Genomic DNA, 15,891 nt, shown 5'->3' with positions numbered 1-15,891 from the left:
CGGCCGTCGCTGCGCGAATACGGCCAGTCATGCCGTCGTCGGTGTCTTCGTCGAACTCGACCTTTTCGCCGTCGTGATACAGGTCAACCCATCCCGCGCCGTTTTCGAGATTGACCTCGATCAGATACCCGTCTGGCAGCGTCGCGCAGGCGTCCTGCATGGATTGCTCGCCTTCGTTTTGCTTCGCCATTGCGCTGTCAGCGATAGGGGCGGCGGGATAGTCGGGTAGCGGGCACCAACCGGGGATCGTGTTGTCTGCGTTCAGCCGGCTGTTTTGCACAATGGCGCACTCATAGGCGCCGCTGCTGTAGTAATGCCTGTTCGGGTATTCCTTGCAGCTATTTGCGAGTCCGATCATTTTCGTCACGCCGCACCTCCTTCAGTGCTGTCGCTGACCGCGATAGCGGGCTGTCGCAGCTCAACGCGCACCGTCCCGCGGCACGGTTTGTTTTGCCCGTCTGCGCGGCGCACGATTCCGCACTGACCGCACACTCGCAAACCGGCGAGGGACGACACGCCAGTCGACTCGCCGCGTTTGAACGTGTGGCCGTTCTCGACTACGACATCAGCGAACTTCAAGCGCTCTTCACGCGTCCAGTGATGCGCGGCGCCGTGCTTGTCCGCATCCTCAATCGCGACCCACTCGTAGCGCTGGCTGCCGCCTGTGCAGTCGTAACCGATGACGTTGCCGCGCATGTCGGTGACCATCTTGAACACGCGGATCTGCTCGCCGTGCTTCTTCGTGGTCCGACGATCGCCCGCGCGCGGCTTCTTGCGCTGCGACCCGCTGACGATGTGGATCTTCACGCTCCCTCCTTGTCGCTGGCTGTGGCGCTATCAGAGGCGCGGAGAAGGGCGGATAGCACCTTCGCGGCCTCCTGAAGATGCTGGTAGTCCACTCGGGTAACGCTTCCGCTCGCCCCGTTGTGATCGGGGAAGCTGGAACCCTTCGCGACAAGATGCTTCAGCGCCTCGACCTGCGCATCCGTCAGCTTCTGCCCGCTAGCGGCTGGAGGGGCGGTGTACAGCGGAAAGCCTTCTCCGCCGTCGCCGAACTCGTTGACGCGGTTGTATTCGCGCATTGTCGTGCCGCTGCTATATGTGCAGTCGCGGTAATACGCAAACGGTTGAGCGGGAGCGGCGTCGATCCAGCGAATGAAGCTGTGATGCTGCTCGTATTCCGCGATCCGCTCCACGCCGTCAGCGAGAACGCGCACCTGCTTGCGCGGGTCCGATGAGGACTTGAACAGGCCGACGCGCCAATCTCTCGCCACCGGATCGCCTGCCACCGCTTCGGATGCGCGGGCGGATAGTGCGGCGCGGTCATACAGCTCGAGCACGCGATCGCGGGCCGCATCCATCTTTGATGCGTCGATGCTCGCGTTGCATTCTGCGCCGTACCCCCTCAGCGCCAGCCTGAACGATTCTCGTGCAGCCACGAAGATTTCGGACTCTTCGCCGATCCAGAAAAAACGGATTGAGCTCATACTCTAGTTCCCGTCTGTTGGGTGTTGGAGGTCGCCATGTCGAAACGTTTTCAGTCGTTCGAAGGCTTCAAAATCGAGGTAACGACCGAGCAGCTTGCAGGCGGCGTGGTCAAGGGCCAGTGGAAGGTGATTCCAGACACCGACGTCGCAAAATCGCAGCTTGCGCCGGCGGATCGGTTTTCCATGGACGCCGACGAATTTCCTGGCCTTTCGGGCAGCGAGGCTGCGGAGCGTTGCTTCGATGCTGCAAAGAAGTTCATTCGCGGAGTGATAGACCGCGCCTCCGCCAGCGGCAGCTAGATTTCCCTGAGTGTTGCCTAAGGCGTGGATGGGGCCGATGTTCATGCTCGTCTCACTCAATGATTTGGCGGGCAAGCTGCTTGCGGACCGCCGCGGCGCGCGCCTGCGAGCAGCCGAGGTACTTCCGAATGTCCGTGACGGTCGCGCGGAGTCGTCCTGCCGTGATCTCGGTCGTGACGCGGGTAACGTCGTCCGATGCTTCGATGACTGCCGGTTCTACGGGCTGCCCGGGGTCGATCGGTGCCTCAGTCATGGCGTGACTGACTGCCGTGACTGGCGTTACTGCCGCGCCAGCATTGGGTTTGAGCGATTCGACCGGGCGCAGCGCGAGCAGCCAGCAGAAGCACGCGACTGCTTCGAGTACTGCCGCGAACGTGAGACCGGCGAGCAGATCGACGCGACCGGGCTGGATTCCGAACGCGGTCACAGCGCCGGTCACAGGGTCAGCGACGGCAGCATCGCGCGCGGTGTCGGCGCGGTCCTGTGCGGCTTCCTGACGCCTCGCCTCGGTCGCTTCGGCGTCGATCGCATCCAGCCGGGCGGCCAGCGTCGCGCGCTCGATGCGCAGACTCGGGCACGGTTCGGCGCACCGACGCTCGGTGACTCGTGCCAGTCGCGAGACGGTCGCGGCGCGGTCGGAGGCGATTACTGCCGGATTGCGGCCGGTCGTCGTGATTGCCGGTACGGCTGCCGCGCGCACCTCGCCAGCATGCTTCTGAGCCAGGAGGAAAAAGACCGCGTGACCGTAGCAGGTGGCAGCCATGCAGCCGACCCACAGCACGACTCCGACCAGCCGAACGCGCCAACCATGCGCACGGATCAGGGCAGGGAGCAGATGAGCGGCGACAACCAGCACGACGCCGACGGCGACCCAGAGCACCCGCTCTGCGACGAACCCGCCACGCTGCCAGCCCGCCATGACTGACAGACACGCAGCAGTCAGGGTCGCCGGGACTGCGAGTAATGCCGGTTGCGCTCTCATTGGCATGGCGATCACTCTTTGACCGTCACGATGACGGGACCGTTACGAAAGTCGCCCGTCATCTGGCCGTCGAGATCGGCGCGTTCCTGTCCAGTGAGATTGCGCCACTTGGCTATCACCCAATCGCCGCGCAGGAGTCCTCGCGGCATGCCGGCGCAGCCAGAACCGACCGAGTAGCCGTTATCAGCGCACCACTGCTCAGCAGCTCGCAGCGCCGCGAAGTCGCCCTTGCCGGCGAATGTCATTACGATCTTGCTCATGCTTCGATCCTTTTGAATTCGACGACCCAAACCCACGGGCTCGCATCCCAGCCGAAGCCGCGTGCCGCGTTGAGGCTGTCCCAGAGCGTCCAGAACGAATCGCGGGCGTTGAGGCAGATCAGCTCGTCGCATTGCGCGGTTGACCGCAGATAATCTTTCCAGTACTCGCCTTCGTTGCGCAGGCTCTCAACGCCTTCCGCAGCCGCATCGGACTCGCTGATCGACTGCAGGCGCTCGACTCGCACGCCAGCCACTTCAAGCGTGATGCGCGACGCCCAGCGCGGCATGTGGATAGACGGAACAGCCTTTCGAACGAGGTGTGCGAACGCCATCGCGTCATTGAACTCGGGGCGCAGGCCGTGCATGCGACGTACCTTGGCGCCGTCGGCCACGTAGTGCCAATCGAAGATGATCCCTGCCGCGTCGCGCGTTGCCGCAAGGCTCTCGCGAACCCAGAGGCGGTCACCTGGCTCGCCGTAGGGCGAGCGCAGCTCTCGACCATGACCATCCTCGAGGCCGGATACGCAGAACGGCGATACGCGCACGCCGGCGCTCGGCTCGGGATTCACGACGCGGCGTGCCTGCGTCTTGCGGCCGTCGAGCAGAGCGCGCACCATCGGGCCGCTGAAGAGGATCGGACGTTCTTTCATGCTGCCGCCCGTGCGTTGAACGCCTTCAGCTTGGCCTTGTAGCTGGCCTTCGCTTCCTTCATCGTCGGGAGCCAATCGCCCTCGATCTCGCGCTGATAGTCGCCCCAGTAAGCGTCGCGCATGCGGAACATGCGGTGCTGATCGCCGAAGCGGTCGCATTTTTCGCCGCGCGGCGCGCGTCTGCGCTCGAATTTCGGAAGCTTGCCGCCACACAAATACTCGCCGAACGATTCGCAGCCGTCGCGATCGCGCCACTCATCGGCCCTTGTCCGCTTCTTCGGGGCTGGCAGTGCTGCAATGGCACCTTCGCGCCCCGAGTCAGTTGCGGCGAACACGATGTCGTCGGCGTCCAGGAATTTGGGTGTGGCGCGGCGTTCCATTAGGCCAGCGCGCTCCAGTGCTTCGAGGTGACGCATATCGCTGTGGCCAACCTGTTCGGCGTGAAGGCCGACGCGTCGTGGCACGGCGACGTGCTCATGATGGATACACGCGAGTTCCTGAAAGGCCAATGGGTGACGGTGTCCGCGAAGTGGCGCAAGTACCCCAACTGGCAGGGATGCATCGACGATCACGCGGCGTTCCTGCTCAACAACAAGCGCTATCAGCCCGCGTTCGCATACACGAGCGGCTCGACGTTCGCGCTCGCAATCGCGGCGGCCGGTTATGCAACCGATCCGCAATACGGCCAGAAGATCGTGTCGATCATCAAGGCGCACAACCTGTCGACGCTGGATAGCCAATGAAAATCGAAGAACTGAAGCGCGACGATGGTGTGCGCACGATGATGTTCGACTGCCCGGGCTGCGGAACGTCGCACCAGGTGAACGTCGCTGGCTCAGGTGTTCTTGTATGGGGTTGGAATGGCAGCATGGATCGGCCGACTTTCGCGCCGTCCGTGCTGGTCACTGGCGTCAAACAACTGACGGACGAGCAGCATGAAACGTACTTGAAGACGGGCGCGCTTCCCGAAGCGGAGCCGCTGCGTTGCCATTCCTTCGTGACAGACGGCCGCATCCAGTTCCTCGGCGACTGCTTGCACGCGCTCGCCGGACAGACGGTCGAGCTGCCTGACGTCGAATAGCTGCCGCGCGAATAAGCGCCGTTTACCCCTCTTACGCATAGCCGCCTTCGGGTGGCTTTTTTCGTTTACGGACATGACAACCGTCGCGCACGAACACGAGCAGCACGAGTCGATCGAGATCGACATCTGCTATCCGGACCACCCGCCGCGTACCGAGTCGGCGCTCTTCCGCAAGACGAAGCACCACCTGATCGCCGTGCTCGACACGCCGTGCTGGGTATGCGGCACGAAGGAAAAGCGCGAGGTGCATCACTTCCATGCGGAGTGGGCCGACGCTGACGGTATCGATTTCGACAAGATGCGCACGCTGCACCCGGCGTTTGACTGGTCGAGCTACCGCGAGCCGAGCGATTTCATCGACTCCGAATACAACATGATGGTCCTCTGCGCGAAGCACCACCGCGGCAAGAACCACGGCATTCACATGCTGCCGCTCCCCATCTGGATCATGCAGCGCAACCAGCGATCGGATTTCATTTTCTCGCCCGACGAGATAAACCTGAAGGAGAAACCGTGAAGCAACAAACTTCCAGCGTCATCACCGGCGGCATCACGATCAGCGCCGCCACGCTCGAGCCAGCAGTGAGCTGGGCACTCGCAGCGATCTTTCATGCTCCGGTTCCCGATAGCGTCTCGGCGCTCGTGACCGGCGCGCTCGCCGCTGCTGTGCATGCGGGCATCAATGCCCTGCGTGCACGGAGCCCCGCTAACGGTCAAATCGCCGCGACCGCGACGATGATCAACCCCGCAACCATCGTCACGCCCGCTGTGACGCCGATCGCGCCCGGTCAGCAGTAAATCCCCGCCGCGCTCGCGGCAACCTCCGAAGGAAATCCCGAAATGAAAAAGATGCTGCTTGCGGCAGGCCTCGCCGCGCTCATGTTCTTCGCTGGCTGCGCGAATGCGCCGCAGGTCGCCAGCAACTTCCAGACACAGGTTGCGAAGGCCTGCGCAGTCGTTCAGCCGACGCTGTTATCGGTGCAGGCCATGACGGTCAGCGACCCGGCCCAACAGGTCATCATCCGCCAGGTTGTGCAGATCAATGGCTCCGTGTGCGCCGCCAATGCATCGGTCGATCCATCCAACGTGGTCGCGCTCGTTAATACGTCGATTCCGGCCGCCGTGCAGGTGATCGCGTTGCTGCCGATCGAGGAGGCTGCGAAGTCCGGCGCACAGATCGGGCTGATGGCGTTTCAGGTCGCGCTCTCCGCGGCGCTCGCGCAGTACGGCACGCCGACGACCGCCGCGCCGGCGTCTGCATCGGGAGCGGCGACGCAATGAGCAAGTTCCTGACTTCGCTGGTGATGGAGAACGCCACCGGCATGGATGACGGGAAGTGGCGTCTGACGGCTCCGCTGATCTACGACTCGGACGTCGCGGGAAAGGTGGTCGTGGTGCCGACCGGCTTCGTCACGGATCTCGCGTCTGTGCCACGCGTGCCCATCGCTTATCTGCTCGCAGGCGGCACGAGCAACGAGGCATCAGTTGTGCACGACTACCTCTACACGTCGCACATCGTCGATCGCGAGACGGCAGACGCGGTGCTGCGCGTGGCCTCTGCGGTGACGGGCGTTCCGGCGTGGCGCCGCACGATCATGTGGGCCGCGGTGCGCGTGTTCGGCGGGTCGCATTGGGATGAGAAGCCCATCAGCGCTTAAAAACAGCCCACAGCCTGTATTTTGTTTTTACAGGTTGTAGGCTGTATTTAAAATATATCTCTAATAATCGCAACGCTGGCAGGGACGGCTACAGCGCAGGGTTAGATGTGGGCGGAATGCGAATCCGTTGATCGTCGGTTGATCGAAGCGCCAGTTCAGGACTGATGCCGCGCGAATATCGACGTGAACTCGCCGGGCCGGGCGTCATCACTGCGACCATCTGGGTCGGCTTGAGCAGACCGGTTCTAAATCCTTCTTCGTCTGCCGCGTGGACTCGGTCTATAAATGAACGGTCCCATTCGGATTTTGCGTCGAAGTTGTGCCCGAAGCAGCGATCGATCAAGGGAACTACAACATTCGCAAAACCAAGAAACATTTCGAAGTCGAATCGCCGGAGCAACAGCGGCAGGATGTCTTGCGCGCGGATACCCTCGAATCCTTCCCCCGAGCAATCCCAGTTTTCATATAACGGCTCGTGCCGCTTCAGGACTTGGTTATAGCGGTAGTTATCCGGCATCTCACGCCAAAAGTCATGCAGTACCGCAAGCGCTTCAGGCCAGCGCTGATGACCATTGCGGCCGATGATGTCTGCGACCACAAACTTGCCCGCCCAGTGCAGCGAGCCTTTGACGGCGAGAAACAGGCTCTCGAGGTTCGTCACGTGGTGCAATGACTGATTTGCCATAGCCCCCGCGTAGATGATTTTGGGCGACCAGTTATTAAAATCGGCCTCCGTGAAAATCATGTAATTGCTCATGCCTTCGGCTGCAGCCATTTCGCGTCCGCGGGCGAGCATATGCGGGTTGAGTTCAAGGCATTCCAGCAGGAAATGCTTCAAACCCAGTTTCTTGACGGCCTTCGCGACTTGGATCTCCAGATCGCAATTCCCCGAACCGATGCTTATGAATCGAGGACAGAATTCTCCTGTTGCGCATCCGGCTTCGTACAAGTACTGCGCGAAAAACTGTTCCATCGTGGAGATGCCGAACTCTTGGAACATCGGGAGGAGGTGCTTGTTTGACCAATAGTGGAAGATCTCTGGCAAGTCGTGAACGTTGTTCACTTCCTTGAAACGGTCTATTTCTTGGGCGATCTTGGCGGCGTAGTCATTGATATTTTCCAAGTTGGCCTCCAGTCTTGCGCTCGTCAAGCATTACCTCATCGACAGCGGCATCGATCTTCGAAGGGTCAGAGGGGCTGATGTAGCTCATACCGTAGCCGGCTGCGCTATTTGACTGGATTACGATCATCGGGCCGACGTGACGCTTGTTTGCTTCGTCTCTCAGCCAGCGATAGCGGGCGGCGTCGATGGCATCCTGCTCGTTCATAGGAAGACCGCTCATGATCTCGTTCCCATTTTTCCGGTTCGTTGAAGGCATCGCCGATGCTACACGATTTCGACCGTGCGACGGCTGAGGCGATGATGCGGGAGTCTCGGGCAGTGACGGGGGCCCGGCGTGGCGCCGCACGCTCACGTGGGCCGGTGCGCGCGTTCGGAGGCTCGCATTGGGATGAGAAGCCCATCTCTGCATGAAAACAGCCCACAGCCTGTATTATGCTTTTACAGGCTATGGCCTGTGCTTCGGGCTTCCCGGCGCTTCAATCTCACCTCCAATCCACCGCACCGGCCAATCGCTATCCCCCTCGATGGCAAGGTAGTTCCAAAGCAGCGCGCTTTCTGAATTCTTGCCGGCAAAGCGCGCTGGTTGGATTTCGGCTTCCCACTCGGCATCCGTGCCCGGGTCAAGCGCGGGCTGCACCCAATAGAATTTTCCGACGATCAGGTCAGTTTCAGTCGTCACATCCATCTCCCTACGCCCACTGGCGCACATCAATCAGCCGAATCCGGCACTTCCTCGCCGAACCTGCGATCTACAAAATAGCGCATCGCCGCCACCAATGCGGTCAGGCCGCTGAATCTGAATGGCCATGCAAAACCAAGCCGAAGCCATTCGAATAGCCAATCCTTGTCCGAGAACGGCCGCGCTCTCAGGGTGGCGTGCATCAAATCCGATGCTTCAACTGTGGGCACTGACGTAAGCCAGCTTCGCCCACGCGAAAGCCTCGGCGCCAATGCGCTCTGGGTTGCATCCCGTGTAGGCACAGAAGTGCTCAAAGTCATCAAGCACCGTATGTCCAAGGTCGTCTGGCGTGAGCGGGTGTTGGAGCATGTCGGCCAGGATCGCGTCAGGATTTCCGTATTCGAACATCTCTGCCTCCCTCATCATCGGCGCCGGTCGCTCGCACCAAGAACACACAACCGTACTCGCCGTTCGCTTGTACCTGGACACGATTGTCCCGCAAGCAGACCGCGTGCGCTGTGCCTGCCATATCTCCGCCCCAATGCTCGCATTCGCGGCACGGGTGTTTCGTCCCGTAAGGGTCGCTGAGTCCCATTTCGACACCTGTATATCCATAAGGGCTATCCACTTAGCGCCACCTGAGAGAAAATGTCGGTGTGAGCGAATTCCAACCTACCCCGACCGCCGGCGTCGACTACCCTCGGACGTGGAGCCAGTTTGAAGACTGGTTTGTCACCGAGGAGGAGTGTGCGCGCTATCTTGAGCAGCTGCGTTGGCCGGAGGGGTTCGTCTGCCCCAGTTGCGCAACCAAACGGGATCCTATAGGAGCAGCCGCGGGCGCCTGATCTGCCGCACCTGCCGACATCCTGGGACAGTGACATCCGGCACGATTTTCGATAAGACACGCACGCCCTTGAAGGTGTGGTTGGCAGCGGCGTGGCATCTGACGAGCCAGAAATCCGGAATGAGCGCTCTGGGTTTGCAGCGAGTCCTGGGGTTTGGCAGTTATCAAACCGCCTGGACCATCCTGCACCGTTTCCGTCGTGCGATGGTTCGGCCCGGACGGGAACGTCTCAAAGGGATCGTCGAGGTCGATCAGAGCTATCTTGCCATTCGTGAACGACGTGACACTCCCGTGGGTAAAGGCGGAAAGAGACGGACCACCAAGGCTGTCGTGGTGATCGCCGTGGAAATTCTGGAGCCCAAAGGGTTCGGTCGGATTCGCCTTCAACAGATTGAAGAGGAGTCGAGTGCCAGTGTTGAGCCTTTCGTGCGAGCGGTCGTGGAACCCGGCTCCGTGCTGCGCACTGACGGCGCAGCCATCTATCGGGCGTTGCAGGACGACTATCAACATGAGCGCACGGTCATCAAATCCGTGATGCCAGACGCCATTCCGGCGCACGTGCCGTTACCCGGCGTCCATCGCGTCGCTTCACTGCTTAAGCGCTGGCTTCTCGGCACGCACCAAGGGGCGGTCAAGCCGGCCCACCTAGACCATTACCTCGACGAGTTCGTCTTTCGCTTTAATCGACGGACGTCTCATTCCCGCGGCCTGCTTTTCTACCGCCTGCTTGAACAGGCCGTTCAGGCAGACCCCATCACCTACCGGCAGATCGCGCGAAAATCTCCCCCGTGAGGGCTGAATTTCACAGCGTGGAATTTTGGCGCTAAGTGGATAGCCCTTATATCCATGGCTTCGACTACCGGTGTGGCGTCGCCTCTAGCGCTGCATAAATCGGAGTAGCGGAACGCGAATGACTGACTAGAATGTCGGGGTGGCAAGCGAAGCCGCAAAGCCGATTTCTTCAGAAGTAACGGTCAGTGTTGGGACGTTTCAATTCCTTCATCGGAGGAATGCCATGACGTGCCTGAACGAAAGGATTGTCGGCGTACTATTTTTTGTACTCAGCGGATATGCGTTCGCGGACGGCCCAATCATCAATTCACCCGAAGAGATGACGGTTGCCAACATCGAGCCTATGCCCATGGAGCTTATTCTGCCGATTCCGGAACCGTTACGCTATTTGCAGCGCTATGAGATGGAATTCCAGGCAAGTCAAGGAAGGCCGTTTTACGGGCAAGTCGAGGGCTTCTATAGCGCACAAGTAACGCACGAGGTTCGATTCGGCACCGGGAAAGCGATACAAATGCCTGAGCAGGTACCACACCAAGCGTCGAATTTTTTACATCCGGGTCAGTCGACGGCACCGCAACTCTCCCTCGTCGAGTTGCCAAACCCGACTTTTACGCTCCGTGCGCAACCGCAACGAAGACTCTCGTTGACAGTTGATGATTGGGTCTTTTCTGGCACGGCGCGAGTCGCGGTTCTTGGTTCGCGCAATACCGGCGCGACATTTTCCGTTCGGCACGGCTTCTAATCCGACGTGTGTGGTTAGTTCGACGTGCGTCCTTGTTTTCATTTTTCGATCTCCGGCACGAGATTATTTCGAGTCGTTTCTCTGTCTAATACCAGCAAAAGTAACTCGGCTGTACGCCATATTTCGCCGCTTAATTACTGTGCATGCATTAGACGGGATTCGCTTCGCGCCAATATTTGTGCGCTTCTCAGGCGAGTGAAACCCCGCATGGGGTGCAGGTGGTCGGAGTCGACGGCACGATGCCGAGCCTGTGTGCAGATTGGAAGGGGACGGGCAAGATCCAGTCGTGGATTCGACTGTGCTCGAGCTTTCTGTCGCCCATCAATTCGCCAAGCTTTGAATACATCACGGGCTCGCCATCGTCGATCGGGATCGGCGAATTCATTTTGTGAGGCTGGCCGTTATGGAGTTTGAATATCAAAGAAAGCAAGGTTGGAAGCTAAATTACCGTGTCGAGTGCTTCGTGATGCGCAATGCCCAAACGGGTCAGCTGTCGTACCGTGCGAAAGTGCTCCGAGACGACGCGGGTCCGTCGCACGGTCGGTTGACATCGACAGACACCGCCGCTGCCGAAATTGAGGCAAAGCAGCTGATCGTCGCGGAGATTGAGAATTCCGCATCGGATTAAGCGCGACACGATTCATATCTTCTCTGCGGATGCCGCGATAGCCGCGCGGTCAAGGCGTTCGATCTCGGCCAGTATCAGCGCAGCGGCTTTCACGAGGTTGCGCCGCTTCGTGGTCGGCTTCCACCATGACTTTTTCCACCGTCAGTAAGGCGGCACATGACCTCGGCCAAGGTCGCGTTCATGTGGGAAGGAAGATGCGAAGGCGTAGTAACCGGCAGCGGCGGCCATCTGCCCGTCGTCGTGACTATCGTCATGCTCGGGCGTCCAACCTTCCTGCGTCACCTGGCGCTCGCGCTCGGCAAGCACGTCGCGGGTGCCCTGCGTCTTCGCCATTGCGCTGTCAGCGACAGGGGCGGCGGGTGCAGCGTTTAGCATGTGCCGGTAGATACACGAGCCACTCGTCATGAATGGCTTGTTGAACGTTGCGTCGTACGTCTGGATTTTCGAAGCCGCCTGGCACATCTCAAGTGTCGGCTCGATCGGCACGAGCTTCAGTCCATCAATAGGCAAAGAGGTACGTGATTCCAGTTCCGCAATGCGCGCGGCAGCGTCTTTGAGAAGCTGCACTGATGATGGCGTGTGCGGCGCGTATACGGCCTCGAGATAGTGGGCACGATCGATAAGCCGGTCCACCAGACTCTTGATGTTGTCGGTCATACGAGGCCCCTAAAGTTTTCTCGATTGGTGCCGATGTAACGGCGGTCGTCAACATCACGAGCAACGCAACCATGGATCGCGCAGAAGCCAAAGTCGTCGTCGAAACGGCACATCAGGTCTTCGAAATAATCGCTGAAGAGCGAGGTATTGAAATCGAATCGCCCGAAGGCGATGCTCTGTATGACCAAATCGTCGTGCAGACGGTCAGGCGCAAGGCGCAGAACGCCAGTGACCTCGCGCTGATGCTGGAAGTCGCCTAAATTCACCACGCCTTATCTCCCTTCTCTGCGGATGCCGCGATAACAGTTCGACATCGCGCGTCGACGTGTAACGAGTTGTAACGATAGGTTCCGCACGGACTGATCCGGTTAGCCCTGTCAAATTCCTTCAAAAATATTCTGGGGGAACAGCTATGCATGACCGTGAGATCAAAGCGCCGCCCTTCAGGATCATCCTGAACGCCGCGGAGGAGTGGGTTCCTCACGAGCAGCGAGGATCCATTCTGGATGGCTATCGTTCGATTGCGTCCATTTCTAGGCTCGACGGACGGCAGATCCTTGAAGGTATGAAGGCTTACTGGATCGGCTTCGGGCGTGTCTTCGGGAGCGAAGAGAGCGCCATCCGGGACGGTGAACGACGTGCGCGCGACGCAATCAACTGTGGGTTTCCACGGTAGTCTCACGTTCCCTCCGCATCAGCGCTGTCGCCGGCTGTGGCGCTATCAGAAAGAAGGGCGCGTGCCTTGTCGAGTTCTTCCTTCCAGGCGCCGTCGACATAGCAGCGATCCTCGGGCGCGTTGTTCATGGCATCGTCGTAGATGTCGATCAGTGCCGCGCACACGTCGCGCCAGTCCGTCAGCTTCTGCCCGCTAGCGGCTTGCGGGCCAGAGTAGAGCGGCGATCCTTCGCCGCCGTCAGCAAACTCGTTGATGCGGTTGTATTCGCGCATCGTCGTTCCGCTGCCATAGACGCAGTCGCGGTAGTACGCGAACGGCTCGCCTGCCGCCGCGTCGGAGCGGGCGGAGATAGTGCGGCGCGGACAATTTCGCCATACGCATTCGCATAGCCGTGCATCTGATGCTCCGTGAACAGACTGGCGCCGTTGCAAGTCCACATAGCATTAGGAAACTCCGGAAGAAGAGGCCATTCAAACGCTCCAGCATCGACGGCTGGCGCGGAAAGGCTGGTATCGCGTTCGCTCAGGTATTGAGCCAGTGCGCACGCGAAATCCGCCGCGAGCCGTTCTTCGATGGATCGCCGGAAATCGTGTCGGCGCAGCTGCGTCGCGAATAACTCGGCGATATACGCGCGTCCGCCCGCACTGGTCTTCAGATCGCGATCTTTCATGGTTGTCGTTATCCTTGCGGTTAGATCAGCGTGAGCTCAGTCTTTGAGGACGTGGCGAGTGATTGAGCGGATGCCGTTCGTCGATGCGGCGGGGAAGCTCGGCGGGGTGTCGGCAGCTGGCACCGGCTCCGCGCTGGTTGGCGCCGACTCGACGACTGCAACAGGAGTGAATCCCGATCCCTTGCCACCCGCGACGCGCATGAAATCGACTTCGACCTTGGCCGAGTTGATAATCACCTGGCCGACGTCCGCGGCGCGGCCGGTGTCGGTCACTTTGCGTTGCAGATAGCCCATGCTGTTGACCCGCTCCGTGCCGATCGGCACGCAACTGCGCGAGCGGTACCCGCTTTGCTGCGACAGGCGGCCAGTCCGTCGCGTATTTCACGCAGCTTGCGGTAACCCTCGGCTACTTCATAACGATCACGCAGTTCTCGCCGTTCCGGTTCGGGCAATCGAACTTCGGCACTCCCCTCTATGGGACTCCGTGGGCGTTCGCGTGGCAGGTCAATGCACCGACGTTCTCGGTCAAGAGCTTTCTGTTCGGCAATAGCGCCTTCGGCGAGCCCTTCGCCGCCTGGAACAACAACGTCTTGCAATGTGAGCTGCAGGCCTATGCGCCGGCGCACACGGTACTCAATTTCAAATATTCCTGAGGATCTACATGGATCGTCTGATTGCTTCGAACACCGTCGCGGTGGGAAGCGGCGACACTGCGCCCGCAACCGGCACGCCCGGTCAAGCTACGTCTGGAAACCCGGCCACCAACACGCCGGCCACGGTGTTTCCTGCATACGCGTTCAATGCCATTCAGGAAGAGCTGATAGCTGTTCTGGCTGCTGGCGGCGTCACGCCAGACCGCAACAACAATGCGCAGGTTGCGGCAGCAATCTAGCGTATCGGCCAGAACACCATCGTGCTGGCCGATACCGGCGCAGTGAATGCCTATACGGCAGTCAATGCAACGCAGCTGGTAGCAGGTACATCGGTCGACGGCGTCATGCAGGCAGTGAAGATCGTGCACACGAACACGGGCGTATCGACCTATGCGCCGGATGGCCTGACCGCGATTCCCATCTGCGGTCTCGGACTGCAACCGCTTCAGGGCGGCGAGCTTTTCCTGAACGGCACTGCGATTCTCATGCATATGACGATCGCGGGCGTGAACAGCGGCAACGCTGGTGGCGGGATCGTGATGATCGAAAAATACGGAAGCGTTTGAGGAGGCTTCAATGTACGCAATCGTTGAGAATGACGTCGTCACGAACGTGATCGTTTGGGACGGCGCATCCGACTGGACACCCCCAGAGGGTTCGGAAGCAGTCGCCGTCCCAGACGGCGTAGTCTGCGAAATTGGCGATCATTACGACGGCAGCGAATTCACGGCGCCTGCGCGACGCGGATAAATCCAACTCACGCACCAAGAACCGGGTAGAAATCGTCCTTAAGATGCGGCAGAAGCCCCTCTGCCGCGTTTTGCATCCCAAGTGAGCCATGCTGTTTCACGCGAATCAGGTGCACGGTGTCTTCAACCACGAGGTGTCGCAGCCCTTTCCACGATGTCTCGATGTTCCACGACCAGTCTTCGACGCCAAAGCCAGTCTGCTTATCGATCGCGACGTAGGGATACTTTTCGTGAACCGAACGGTGCGCGAACACGTTGGCGGACCAGATGTTGTTCATGAAGAGAAGGCGCTTGTCGAATGCTGCTTCCTCGGTCGTTCTGTGAAAGAAATGAAACGACCGCGCGGCGGTGTGCGGCTCGGGTGTGCGTCACCGTCCTCAAGCGCTCGTGAGACTAGCGATGTTGCTTCATCGTGAGAATTCATGAGTAAGACGCTAGGGCGCGCCCCGCGTACGACACGAGAGGAGCGTTTTTTCGTTCCGGGGGTGTGGGTCAGAGTCATATTTTCTCGCAGAATCCACTAGAATCTGTTGTTATGGAAAGGAGACTTGTAAAGATTGGCGAAGCGGCGGCGATGTTGGGCGTCGCAGTCTCCACCCTGCGGAAGTGGGAGGAGACTGGCGAACTGGTGCCCGCTCGCAAGACGGCGGGCGGCACACGCTATTACGCTGTCTCCGATCTGTTGGGTCTCGGCAATGAGGATGCACCGACGGTCTGCTACGCGCGAGTCTCGTCGCACGACCAGAAAGCGGATCTCGATCGCCAGCATGCGATGCTGGAGAGCTATTGCGCCGCGAAGGGGTGGCGCTGCGAGGTCATCAAGGATCTCGGTAGCGGCATGAACTATCACAAGAAGGGCCTCAACCGCCTGCTCGAAATGATTCTGCGCAAGCAGATGAAGCGCCTCGTCATCACGCACAAGGATCGGCTCCTGCGCTTCGGCTCCGAATTGGTGTTCGCGATGTGCGCGGCGCAGAACATCGAAATCGTCATCATCCACAAGGGCGATCAGCCCTCGTTCGAGGAAGAACTCGCCAAGGACGTGCTGGAAATCATCACCGTCTTTTCGGCGCGCCTGTACGGTTCGCGCAGCAAGAAGAACAAGCAACTGCTCGACGCGCTCGCGCAAGCCGCCAAATGATCCGCGTCCACAGAATCCGCCTCGACCCGACCGCCACGCAAAGCGTGTATTTCGCACGCGCCTGTGGCGTGTCCCGGTTCGCCTATAACTGGGCGTTGGCGGAATGGAAGCGGCAGTAT

Annotated in this window: 30 protein-coding genes and 3 pseudogenes; 16 read left to right on the top strand and 17 right to left on the bottom strand. The window is 60.0% G+C overall.

What is annotated here, in order from left to right; genetic code table 11:
- The 3 genes and pseudogenes from SB822_RS52855 to SB822_RS52845 form a co-directional block, all read right to left on the bottom strand.
- A pseudogene (locus SB822_RS52855) lies at positions 1–358 on the bottom strand (hypothetical protein); the annotation flags it as partial.
- Between the two features lie 5 nt (positions 359–363).
- Positions 364–807, bottom strand: a complete 444-nt coding sequence (locus SB822_RS52850; RefSeq protein WP_410858548.1) for a hypothetical protein — start codon at positions 805–807, stop codon at positions 364–366.
- Positions 804–1,487 carry a hypothetical protein gene (locus tag SB822_RS52845; protein WP_410858547.1) on the bottom strand — a complete coding sequence of 228 codons (684 nt, stop codon included), beginning with the start codon at positions 1,485–1,487 and terminating at the stop codon, positions 804–806. Before SB822_RS52845 ends, SB822_RS52850 begins: the two co-directional genes overlap by 4 nt.
- Positions 1,488–1,523: 36 nt before the next feature.
- Here SB822_RS52845 and SB822_RS52840 point away from each other — a divergent pair, with 36 nt between their 5' ends.
- A complete protein-coding gene (locus tag SB822_RS52840; protein WP_410858546.1) occupies positions 1,524–1,787 on the top strand; it encodes a hypothetical protein in 264 nt (87 codons plus the stop codon).
- Positions 1,788–1,839: 52 nt separating this feature from the next.
- On the opposite strand, the gene SB822_RS52835 is transcribed toward SB822_RS52840, so the two are convergent.
- From SB822_RS52835 to SB822_RS52820, 4 genes are all read right to left on the bottom strand, one after another.
- On the bottom strand, positions 1,840–2,706 hold the full coding sequence (locus tag SB822_RS52835; RefSeq protein ID WP_410858545.1) for a hypothetical protein: 867 nt from the start codon (positions 2,704–2,706) through the stop codon (positions 1,840–1,842).
- 74 nt (positions 2,707–2,780) lie between these two features.
- Positions 2,781–3,029, bottom strand: a complete 249-nt coding sequence (locus SB822_RS52830; protein ID WP_410858544.1) for a hypothetical protein — start codon at positions 3,027–3,029, stop codon at positions 2,781–2,783.
- On the bottom strand, positions 3,026–3,679 hold the full coding sequence (locus SB822_RS52825; protein ID WP_410858543.1) for a hypothetical protein: 654 nt from the start codon (positions 3,677–3,679) through the stop codon (positions 3,026–3,028). The genes SB822_RS52830 and SB822_RS52825 overlap by 4 nt, the downstream gene beginning before the upstream one ends.
- Positions 3,676–4,059: a hypothetical protein gene (locus SB822_RS52820; protein ID WP_410858542.1), complete on the bottom strand. Its 384-nt coding sequence runs from the start codon at positions 4,057–4,059 to the stop codon at positions 3,676–3,678. Before SB822_RS52820 ends, SB822_RS52825 begins: the two co-directional genes overlap by 4 nt.
- A gap of 27 nt (positions 4,060–4,086) precedes the next feature.
- Here SB822_RS52820 and SB822_RS52815 point away from each other — a divergent pair, with 27 nt between their 5' ends.
- The 6 genes from SB822_RS52815 to SB822_RS52790 all read left to right on the top strand — a co-directional run bounded on the left by SB822_RS52815 (position 4,087) and on the right by SB822_RS52790 (position 6,418).
- Positions 4,087–4,422: a glycoside hydrolase family 73 protein gene (locus SB822_RS52815; protein ID WP_410858541.1), complete on the top strand. Its 336-nt coding sequence runs from the start codon at positions 4,087–4,089 to the stop codon at positions 4,420–4,422.
- Complete coding sequence (locus SB822_RS52810; RefSeq protein WP_410858540.1) at positions 4,419–4,760, top strand: DUF6527 family protein; 342 nt, start codon at positions 4,419–4,421, stop codon at positions 4,758–4,760. Before SB822_RS52815 ends, SB822_RS52810 begins: the two co-directional genes overlap by 4 nt.
- Before the next feature lie 73 nt (positions 4,761–4,833).
- On the top strand, positions 4,834–5,277 hold the full coding sequence (locus SB822_RS52805) for a hypothetical protein (RefSeq protein ID WP_410858539.1): 444 nt from the start codon (positions 4,834–4,836) through the stop codon (positions 5,275–5,277).
- The gene (locus tag SB822_RS52800; RefSeq protein ID WP_410858538.1) at positions 5,274–5,558 is read left to right on the top strand and encodes a hypothetical protein; all 285 of its coding nucleotides are present in this window, start codon (positions 5,274–5,276) and stop codon (positions 5,556–5,558) included. Before SB822_RS52805 ends, SB822_RS52800 begins: the two co-directional genes overlap by 4 nt.
- A 42-nt stretch (positions 5,559–5,600) precedes the next feature.
- Positions 5,601–6,041, top strand: a complete 441-nt coding sequence (locus SB822_RS52795) for a hypothetical protein (RefSeq protein WP_410858537.1) — start codon at positions 5,601–5,603, stop codon at positions 6,039–6,041.
- Positions 6,038–6,418: a DUF1353 domain-containing protein gene (locus SB822_RS52790; protein ID WP_410858536.1), complete on the top strand. Its 381-nt coding sequence runs from the start codon at positions 6,038–6,040 to the stop codon at positions 6,416–6,418. Before SB822_RS52795 ends, SB822_RS52790 begins: the two co-directional genes overlap by 4 nt.
- Before the next feature lie 88 nt (positions 6,419–6,506).
- On the opposite strand, the gene SB822_RS52785 is transcribed toward SB822_RS52790, so the two are convergent.
- The 5 genes from SB822_RS52785 to SB822_RS52765 form a co-directional block, all read right to left on the bottom strand.
- Complete coding sequence (locus tag SB822_RS52785; RefSeq protein ID WP_410858535.1) at positions 6,507–7,541, bottom strand: hypothetical protein; 1,035 nt, start codon at positions 7,539–7,541, stop codon at positions 6,507–6,509.
- On the bottom strand, positions 7,525–7,761 hold the full coding sequence (locus SB822_RS52780) for a hypothetical protein (RefSeq protein WP_410858534.1): 237 nt from the start codon (positions 7,759–7,761) through the stop codon (positions 7,525–7,527). The genes SB822_RS52785 and SB822_RS52780 overlap by 17 nt, the downstream gene beginning before the upstream one ends.
- Before the next feature lie 225 nt (positions 7,762–7,986).
- Complete coding sequence (locus SB822_RS52775; protein WP_410858533.1) at positions 7,987–8,220, bottom strand: hypothetical protein; 234 nt, start codon at positions 8,218–8,220, stop codon at positions 7,987–7,989.
- Positions 8,221–8,249: 29 nt separating this feature from the next.
- Positions 8,250–8,423: a hypothetical protein gene (locus SB822_RS52770; RefSeq protein WP_410858532.1), complete on the bottom strand. Its 174-nt coding sequence runs from the start codon at positions 8,421–8,423 to the stop codon at positions 8,250–8,252.
- A gap of 13 nt (positions 8,424–8,436) precedes the next feature.
- Positions 8,437–8,628, bottom strand: coding sequence for a hypothetical protein (locus SB822_RS52765; RefSeq protein ID WP_180730410.1), 192 nt, complete (start codon positions 8,626–8,628; stop codon positions 8,437–8,439).
- Between the two features lie 248 nt (positions 8,629–8,876).
- Here SB822_RS52765 and SB822_RS52760 point away from each other — a divergent pair.
- Positions 8,877–9,856 (top strand): annotated as a pseudogene (locus SB822_RS52760) (IS1595 family transposase).
- A gap of 223 nt (positions 9,857–10,079) precedes the next feature.
- Complete coding sequence (locus SB822_RS52755) at positions 10,080–10,598, top strand: hypothetical protein (protein WP_410858531.1); 519 nt, start codon at positions 10,080–10,082, stop codon at positions 10,596–10,598.
- A 769-nt stretch (positions 10,599–11,367) separates the two neighbouring features.
- Here SB822_RS52755 and SB822_RS52750 read toward each other — a convergent pair.
- A complete protein-coding gene (locus SB822_RS52750; protein ID WP_410858530.1) occupies positions 11,368–11,883 on the bottom strand; it encodes a hypothetical protein in 516 nt (171 codons plus the stop codon).
- Positions 11,880–12,152, bottom strand: coding sequence for a hypothetical protein (locus SB822_RS52745; protein WP_410858529.1), 273 nt, complete (start codon positions 12,150–12,152; stop codon positions 11,880–11,882). The genes SB822_RS52750 and SB822_RS52745 overlap by 4 nt, the downstream gene beginning before the upstream one ends.
- A 143-nt stretch (positions 12,153–12,295) precedes the next feature.
- On the opposite strand from SB822_RS52745, the gene SB822_RS52740 reads away from it, so the two are divergent.
- The gene (locus SB822_RS52740) at positions 12,296–12,559 is read left to right on the top strand and encodes a hypothetical protein (RefSeq protein ID WP_410858528.1); all 264 of its coding nucleotides are present in this window, start codon (positions 12,296–12,298) and stop codon (positions 12,557–12,559) included.
- 2 nt (positions 12,560–12,561) lie between these two features.
- Here the strand turns inward: SB822_RS52740 and SB822_RS52735 are convergent, their stop codons facing one another.
- Entirely contained in the window at positions 12,562–12,831 is a 270-nt protein-coding gene (locus SB822_RS52735; protein ID WP_410858527.1) for a hypothetical protein, read from the bottom strand.
- A gap of 434 nt (positions 12,832–13,265) precedes the next feature.
- A complete protein-coding gene (locus tag SB822_RS52730; RefSeq protein ID WP_410858526.1) occupies positions 13,266–13,553 on the bottom strand; it encodes a hypothetical protein in 288 nt (95 codons plus the stop codon).
- Between the two features lie 29 nt (positions 13,554–13,582).
- Here SB822_RS52730 and SB822_RS52725 point away from each other — a divergent pair.
- The 4 genes and pseudogenes from SB822_RS52725 to SB822_RS52710 form a co-directional block, all read left to right on the top strand.
- Positions 13,583–13,882, top strand: a pseudogene (locus SB822_RS52725) (putative phage tail protein); the annotation flags it as partial.
- Between the two features lie 8 nt (positions 13,883–13,890).
- Positions 13,891–14,121 carry a hypothetical protein gene (locus SB822_RS52720; RefSeq protein WP_410858525.1) on the top strand — a complete coding sequence of 77 codons (231 nt, stop codon included), beginning with the start codon at positions 13,891–13,893 and terminating at the stop codon, positions 14,119–14,121.
- A 21-nt stretch (positions 14,122–14,142) separates the two neighbouring features.
- Complete coding sequence (locus SB822_RS52715; protein ID WP_410858524.1) at positions 14,143–14,448, top strand: hypothetical protein; 306 nt, start codon at positions 14,143–14,145, stop codon at positions 14,446–14,448.
- A 10-nt stretch (positions 14,449–14,458) separates the two neighbouring features.
- Positions 14,459–14,632, top strand: a complete 174-nt coding sequence (locus tag SB822_RS52710) for a hypothetical protein (RefSeq protein ID WP_410858523.1) — start codon at positions 14,459–14,461, stop codon at positions 14,630–14,632.
- 7 nt (positions 14,633–14,639) lie between these two features.
- Here SB822_RS52710 and SB822_RS52705 read toward each other — a convergent pair whose 3' ends face one another.
- Positions 14,640–14,909, bottom strand: coding sequence for a hypothetical protein (locus SB822_RS52705; protein WP_410858522.1), 270 nt, complete (start codon positions 14,907–14,909; stop codon positions 14,640–14,642).
- Positions 14,910–15,166: 257 nt separating this feature from the next.
- On the opposite strand from SB822_RS52705, the gene SB822_RS52700 reads away from it, so the two are divergent.
- Together SB822_RS52700 and SB822_RS52695 are read left to right on the top strand one after the other, a co-directional pair.
- The gene (locus SB822_RS52700; protein ID WP_410858521.1) at positions 15,167–15,772 is read left to right on the top strand and encodes an IS607 family transposase; all 606 of its coding nucleotides are present in this window, start codon (positions 15,167–15,169) and stop codon (positions 15,770–15,772) included.
- Positions 15,769–15,891 (top strand): helix-turn-helix domain-containing protein (locus SB822_RS52695; RefSeq protein WP_410858549.1); only part of this gene is annotated, 123 nt, incomplete at its 3' end. The genes SB822_RS52700 and SB822_RS52695, both read left to right, overlap by 4 nt.

This window comes from Paraburkholderia sp. SIMBA_054 (assembly GCF_046534875.1).
Lineage (GTDB): Bacteria > Pseudomonadota > Gammaproteobacteria > Burkholderiales > Burkholderiaceae > Paraburkholderia > Paraburkholderia hospita.
The sequence above is the reverse complement of the archived record's forward strand: the minus strand, read 5'-3'. Positions and strand labels throughout refer to the sequence as shown.

What these genes read in the sequence shown, in the direction of transcription:
- SB822_RS52845 (WP_410858547.1), bottom strand. Translation starts at nt 1,487, where the DNA reads ATGAGCTCAATCCGTTTTTTCTGGATCGGCGAAGAGTCCGAAATCTTC.
- SB822_RS52840 (WP_410858546.1), top strand. Translation starts at nt 1,524, where the DNA reads ATGTCGAAACGTTTTCAGTCGTTCGAAGGCTTCAAAATCGAGGTAACG.
- SB822_RS52835 (WP_410858545.1), bottom strand. Translation starts at nt 2,706, where the DNA reads ATGGCGGGCTGGCAGCGTGGCGGGTTCGTCGCAGAGCGGGTGCTCTGG.
- SB822_RS52830 (WP_410858544.1), bottom strand. Translation starts at nt 3,029, where the DNA reads ATGAGCAAGATCGTAATGACATTCGCCGGCAAGGGCGACTTCGCGGCG.
- SB822_RS52825 (WP_410858543.1), bottom strand. Translation starts at nt 3,679, where the DNA reads ATGAAAGAACGTCCGATCCTCTTCAGCGGCCCGATGGTGCGCGCTCTG.
- SB822_RS52820 (WP_410858542.1), bottom strand. Translation starts at nt 4,059, where the DNA reads ATGGAACGCCGCGCCACACCCAAATTCCTGGACGCCGACGACATCGTG.
- SB822_RS52810 (WP_410858540.1), top strand. Translation starts at nt 4,419, where the DNA reads ATGAAAATCGAAGAACTGAAGCGCGACGATGGTGTGCGCACGATGATG.
- SB822_RS52805 (WP_410858539.1), top strand. Translation starts at nt 4,834, where the DNA reads ATGACAACCGTCGCGCACGAACACGAGCAGCACGAGTCGATCGAGATC.
- SB822_RS52795 (WP_410858537.1), top strand. Translation starts at nt 5,601, where the DNA reads ATGAAAAAGATGCTGCTTGCGGCAGGCCTCGCCGCGCTCATGTTCTTC.
- SB822_RS52790 (WP_410858536.1), top strand. Translation starts at nt 6,038, where the DNA reads ATGAGCAAGTTCCTGACTTCGCTGGTGATGGAGAACGCCACCGGCATG.
- SB822_RS52780 (WP_410858534.1), bottom strand. Translation starts at nt 7,761, where the DNA reads ATGAGCGGTCTTCCTATGAACGAGCAGGATGCCATCGACGCCGCCCGC.
- SB822_RS52770 (WP_410858532.1), bottom strand. Translation starts at nt 8,423, where the DNA reads ATGCACGCCACCCTGAGAGCGCGGCCGTTCTCGGACAAGGATTGGCTA.
- SB822_RS52765 (WP_180730410.1), bottom strand. Translation starts at nt 8,628, where the DNA reads ATGTTCGAATACGGAAATCCTGACGCGATCCTGGCCGACATGCTCCAA.
- SB822_RS52755 (WP_410858531.1), top strand. Translation starts at nt 10,080, where the DNA reads ATGACGTGCCTGAACGAAAGGATTGTCGGCGTACTATTTTTTGTACTC.
- SB822_RS52750 (WP_410858530.1), bottom strand. Translation starts at nt 11,883, where the DNA reads ATGACCGACAACATCAAGAGTCTGGTGGACCGGCTTATCGATCGTGCC.
- SB822_RS52740 (WP_410858528.1), top strand. Translation starts at nt 12,296, where the DNA reads ATGCATGACCGTGAGATCAAAGCGCCGCCCTTCAGGATCATCCTGAAC.
- SB822_RS52735 (WP_410858527.1), bottom strand. Translation starts at nt 12,831, where the DNA reads ATGCGCGAATACAACCGCATCAACGAGTTTGCTGACGGCGGCGAAGGA.
- SB822_RS52720 (WP_410858525.1), top strand. Translation starts at nt 13,891, where the DNA reads ATGGATCGTCTGATTGCTTCGAACACCGTCGCGGTGGGAAGCGGCGAC.
- SB822_RS52710 (WP_410858523.1), top strand. Translation starts at nt 14,459, where the DNA reads ATGTACGCAATCGTTGAGAATGACGTCGTCACGAACGTGATCGTTTGG.
- SB822_RS52705 (WP_410858522.1), bottom strand. Translation starts at nt 14,909, where the DNA reads ATGAACAACATCTGGTCCGCCAACGTGTTCGCGCACCGTTCGGTTCAC.
- SB822_RS52700 (WP_410858521.1), top strand. Translation starts at nt 15,167, where the DNA reads ATGGAAAGGAGACTTGTAAAGATTGGCGAAGCGGCGGCGATGTTGGGC.